This window comes from Candidatus Zixiibacteriota bacterium, assembly GCA_021159005.1.
Taxonomy (GTDB): domain Bacteria; phylum Zixibacteria; class MSB-5A5; order UBA10806; family 4484-95; genus JAGGSN01.
Genome location: JAGGSN010000107.1, coordinates 1 through 4,608 on the forward strand (window position 1 = coordinate 1; position 4,608 = coordinate 4,608).

6 protein-coding genes are annotated in these 4,608 nt (G+C 42.9%); 1 reads left to right on the forward strand and 5 read right to left on the reverse strand.

The features are described 5' to 3' along the window. Window positions 1–64 precede the first annotated feature (64 nt). From J7K40_06885 to J7K40_06905, 5 genes are all read right to left on the reverse strand, one after another. Complete coding sequence (locus tag J7K40_06885; protein ID MCD6162122.1) at window positions 65–943, reverse strand: hypothetical protein; 879 nt, start codon at window positions 941–943, stop codon at window positions 65–67. A gap of 299 nt (window positions 944–1,242) precedes the next feature. Continuing rightward, complete coding sequence (locus J7K40_06890; GenBank protein ID MCD6162123.1) at window positions 1,243–1,653, reverse strand: hypothetical protein; 411 nt, start codon at window positions 1,651–1,653, stop codon at window positions 1,243–1,245. After that, window positions 1,637–1,909: a T9SS type A sorting domain-containing protein gene (locus J7K40_06895; GenBank protein MCD6162124.1), complete on the reverse strand. Its 273-nt coding sequence runs from the start codon at window positions 1,907–1,909 to the stop codon at window positions 1,637–1,639. The genes J7K40_06890 and J7K40_06895 overlap by 17 nt, the downstream gene beginning before the upstream one ends. After that, window positions 1,891–2,259, reverse strand: coding sequence for a hypothetical protein (locus J7K40_06900; protein ID MCD6162125.1), 369 nt, complete (start codon window positions 2,257–2,259; stop codon window positions 1,891–1,893). Before J7K40_06900 ends, J7K40_06895 begins: the two co-directional genes overlap by 19 nt. Before the next feature lie 155 nt (window positions 2,260–2,414). Further along, on the reverse strand, window positions 2,415–2,705 hold the full coding sequence (locus J7K40_06905) for a hypothetical protein (GenBank protein ID MCD6162126.1): 291 nt from the start codon (window positions 2,703–2,705) through the stop codon (window positions 2,415–2,417). 202 nt (window positions 2,706–2,907) lie between these two features. Here J7K40_06905 and J7K40_06910 point away from each other — a divergent pair, with 202 nt between their 5' ends. Continuing rightward, window positions 2,908–4,563, forward strand: coding sequence for a carbon starvation protein A (locus J7K40_06910; protein MCD6162127.1), 1,656 nt, complete (start codon window positions 2,908–2,910; stop codon window positions 4,561–4,563). The last annotated feature ends 45 nt before the right edge of the window (window positions 4,564–4,608 follow it).

Here is a 4,608-nt window from a genome sequence, read left to right on the forward strand (position 1 = left end):
TGAAACATACTATACTATAAAGATTTTACCGGAATTTTCGGGGAAACTCCTGCAAAAGCCGGGTTTATTGATGAGCCTCGTCTCTATTTTGCCATTTTCCCCACACAGGTCTGAAAAACTGCATAAATTTTGCCGCAACCTCTTTATTTGCTTTCGTGTTAGGATGAGAATCGCCTTTTCTGTTAACGCAATATTCTGCTTTTAGAAAATTGTCAGAACCGGCAAGGGCATTAAATAAATCAAATATGGCAAAATTGTCAAAGCCCGTTGATTTTTTATAATCAGGCAGGAAGTCGTTAATCAACCAGTTATTAAACTCTCTTGCTCTATTAGCTTCCTGGAAAGATTTTCCATCTGAGACAAGAGGCGGTGCGGTTAAGTAAATAAATAATTTATCATTGTTTTTAGCTATTTCATTTCTTAGCTGGTTAAATACCGCTTTGTAGTTAGCTATAGTTCTTTCATTGCTTAACGGGTTGCCAGGTTCATGGCCCTCGCCCGCAATAAAACTATTCGGGAAACAAGACTTGAACATCACAATATCATTTGAGCTGCCATCAGTATAATATTTATTCGGATGAGACTTGAATTTAATAATCTTGTCCATATCATTCTGAAACTTCGGCAGCCAATAACACATATCGGTATGTTCGCCAATTTCACTGCCATAGGTAGAGCTTTTTACAAGTATGTTCATTTCCAGAAGACTATCCTGCAAGCCGCCTTCATATAAAATCCCGCTGCCGACCGAATGATGAAGGAAAACCATTTTCTTTGGATACTTATTATCAAGAATATCCGTGAGTTTTTCTAAATGCTTACTGTAATCATTTTTTACGTTCTCGATATATCTTTTCACGCCAAAATATTTATACAAAATAAAAAGTCCGATGAAATTGCCAATTATCGAAATTATCAGTATTATTATCAAAAGCTTGCTCATAGCCAATCTCCATTTATTGTAATTATTACAATTTTATAAAGAATAACTATTTTTTAATCGGCAGTCAATGGAATTGATTGAAAACAAGCCGGAATTTTGCAGTTGGAAATAGTAATTATAACGCAGTTTGTTCACATTGCTTAACAAACGCCGTATTAACTTGCACTATTAAAAAATTTAATCCGGCGCAGGCTGACTTTTTTGGCAAAACTATCGGAAGCAACTTCCGACAGCACAAAAGCTCTGGTTAACAAGAGCCATAATAGCACAATTGTTGTTGTCAAAAAGATTAACCGATATTATTGATGCCAGCTTAAATTTACAGGCGGTCCTATACCTCGAATAGTCCCAAAAAGAGGATACGGATGACCTGCGCTCCAACGCATAAGACAACCGTTATGATTGGGCGAATAGTATTTCAATATCAATCGCTGTGAAAAATCACCAACAATCCATCTATTTGTATATTTATCGGGATATACGCTTCCATATTCTTGTTCGGTAGGCAATTGACTTTTTCTGAAGCCATCTACCAAGCATTCTATAAATATCGCCGCCGAATCCGTAAAATCCGATAGGAAAAAGCTAACTATAGGCTCGGCTGAGAGATTTTCGATATCAACCGTTATCGTGTCATTGCTTATCTGCCAGAAAAATATCATGTCTGAGGAATCGGGATATATCTGTCCCGGTTCAGCGAAGGACTGCAAACTTGACAACCCGACGATCATTATACTTAGAAATAACCGCAAAATAAACTCCTGACGCGAGTTCCCTTTTTGTTCTTTGAATATAGAAACCAACCGGCATCACCTCTTGACGAAGAGTTTCCACTTTTCTGCCCAGAATATCATACACCGATACATCATAAACAGCTTCTTCAATAATCTGCCATCTAAAAGCAGGGCCCGTATTTGATGGATTGGGGTGAACCTGCAGCCCGAAGGCTACGGGCCTTGGATCCAGTTCACCCCCCTCGGAGGGCCTATGCCTAAGCCTGTGTTGTAATACACCGTATCCGAAACAATCGCTTCCGAGGTGTCATCTACCGTAGAAATCGCCCGAATAGTAAATAAAGCCCAATCTCCAACATTAGTTAGTATTACGGAATTTTCCTGAATATCCTCGGCTGGTGAAACACCTGTTAATGAATCAACTACTCCATTTATTGTGTATGACCAGATATAATGGTCAAGCGGATTGCCATAATCAGGCGCCTGCCAGGTTACAGCCAGATGACCATCATGGTCATTAAACTGCGCTAAAGCAGTAATAGGGAGAATCAACAGAAATAGCAGTATTAATGCTTTCTTCATTTTTTTAGCTTCCTCATTTAAAAAATTAAACAGAAGTTTTACAAACTCAACGAATCATTATAGTAAAATAATTTGCCAAAGCAAACATATTTTATATGGCATTCGTTTTTTTTACGTAGATGTCGGATTTTTGAAGTGTTTCCATAGAAGAACGATTACATTAAATATCGATTATCTCTTATAATCATATCGAGAGCTGGCGGCGGAGTTTGGGAACACCATAATATTGTCGGGTTGTTGCCTTTAAAATAATTAATCATAAAAGTAATGTCAGAACCCATAAACTTGCAGTCGCCATTAGCATCGGCAGCCGAATACAGCCATGACTCGGCAGATTCATTCCAGCAGGAATCAGGCGGCGGCATTCCCTTTCCTCTGAAATAATTAACGCCATATACAACATCGCTGGCTAAAATGATCTGATTGCCGTTAATATCGCCAGGCACAAAGAGGCAGTCATTTTCCGAGTAAACTTGCTTGCGGTGAAATGTTTGGGAAAACTCCGGAAATTATTAATGCTTGATAATTATTCGCTTATTATTTAATGTTATATATGTTTTGGTTAATAACCGGAGCCGCTGAAATCTAATTGATTTAGCTGCGGCTTCCAAAAACCGTTTTTAAATAAAAATCTCGACGGAGGCTTTCATGAACTCATTGCTTCTAACCGCAATAATTGTCGCCTGGCTGATTATCGCTTACAGACTATACGGCAAATTCATCGAAAAACGCTTGGTCGAACCGGATGACAGTCATCAGACGCCGGCTCATGCCAACTATGACGGCATCGATTACTCGCCAGCTAAAACGCCGTTATTGTTCGGACATCATTTCTCATCGATTGCCGGCGCCGGACCGATTGTGGGACCGCTTATCGGTGTGATGTATTTCGGCTGGTTAGTATCCTCATTGTGGATTGCCATAGGTTCGGTGTTTATAGGCGCGGTACATGATTACTTAGCCCTGATGATATCGATTAGAAGCGGCGGCAATTCGATTAACTATACCGCCGAGCAGACTCTCGGCAAGGTTTCCAAGATAGTATTCGCAGCATTCCTCTGGCTGACATTAGTGCTGGTCGTGGCGATATTTGCGGTAGTTACCGCCAACACCTTAATCGCCAAACCGGAAATAGTGATACCCACATTCGGTTTGATTGTAATCGCGGTATTTTTCGGTTATTCGGTCTATCGCCTCAAATGGCATATTGCAATCGGCACGGTTGCGTCTTTAGCTCTGCTGGCGATACTTCTTTACATAGGGGGGAAATGTCCGATTATTTTGCCCGATTCATTTTTAGGCTTTTCTCCGTTTGATATATGGTTCTTGGTTCTGATGATTTACTGCATCATAGCCTCGACCATACCGGTCTGGATTCTGCTTCAGCCGCGCGATTATCTATCCTCGTGGCTTCTGTATATCGGTATGGGACTCGGCTTTTTGGGGCTGATAGCTGCGCATCCTCATATCAACGCCCCGGCTTACATATCATTCACTACCGACAAGGGGCCTGTGTGGCCGATGCTGTTTGTGATTATCGCCTGCGGCGCGGTTTCGGGATTCCATTCGCTGGTCTCAAGCGGCACCTCCTCCAAACAGCTCGATAAGGAAACGACAGGCTTGCGTATCGGCTATGGGGCAATGCTGACCGAGACGGCGTTAGCGGCTTTGGTCATCGCTATTGCCGGCGGTGTTCTTGTTTGGGATCCCTCGGCGGTCAAATCGGCGTTGGGGTATCAGTATCTTATGGGCGAAGGCGGCGGGCCGATTGTAGCCTTCGCTACCGGTTTTGGCAGCCTCGTATCGAGCTTGCCTGCCGTTACGTTTGTAGCCGGCATGTTTATCGGCATGCTGATGCTTAACGCCTTTGTGATTACCACGCTTGATACGGCAACCCGTCTGGCGCGCTTCATCATGGTAGAATCATTAGGCGAGAGATTCAAACCGCTTGGCAATCGATATGCAGCAACCATAATAACGGTAATAGCGGCGGCGTTTTTCGGCGCTACCGGAAGCTACAAGACTATCTGGCCGGTATTCGGCGCCGCCAACCAGCTTGTGGCGGCATTGGCATTGATAGTAATCTCGGCATATCTGGTAGGCATCAGGAAGCCGCGCATATACACGGTGATACCGGCGCTATTTATGACAGCCACTACTATCGGCGCGCTGATATACCAGATGATAGGCTTTATCGACAGCGGCAATATTGTGCTGGCGGCGTTATCGATTGTGCTTGTGTGTTTGGCGTTGTTTATGGTATGGGAAGCGCGGGCGGTATTGTTGTGGCTGAGGCGGAAGTAGGAGTAGGTAGAAGCCGTATGTCTGAGGCGGATTGGATTACTGGCT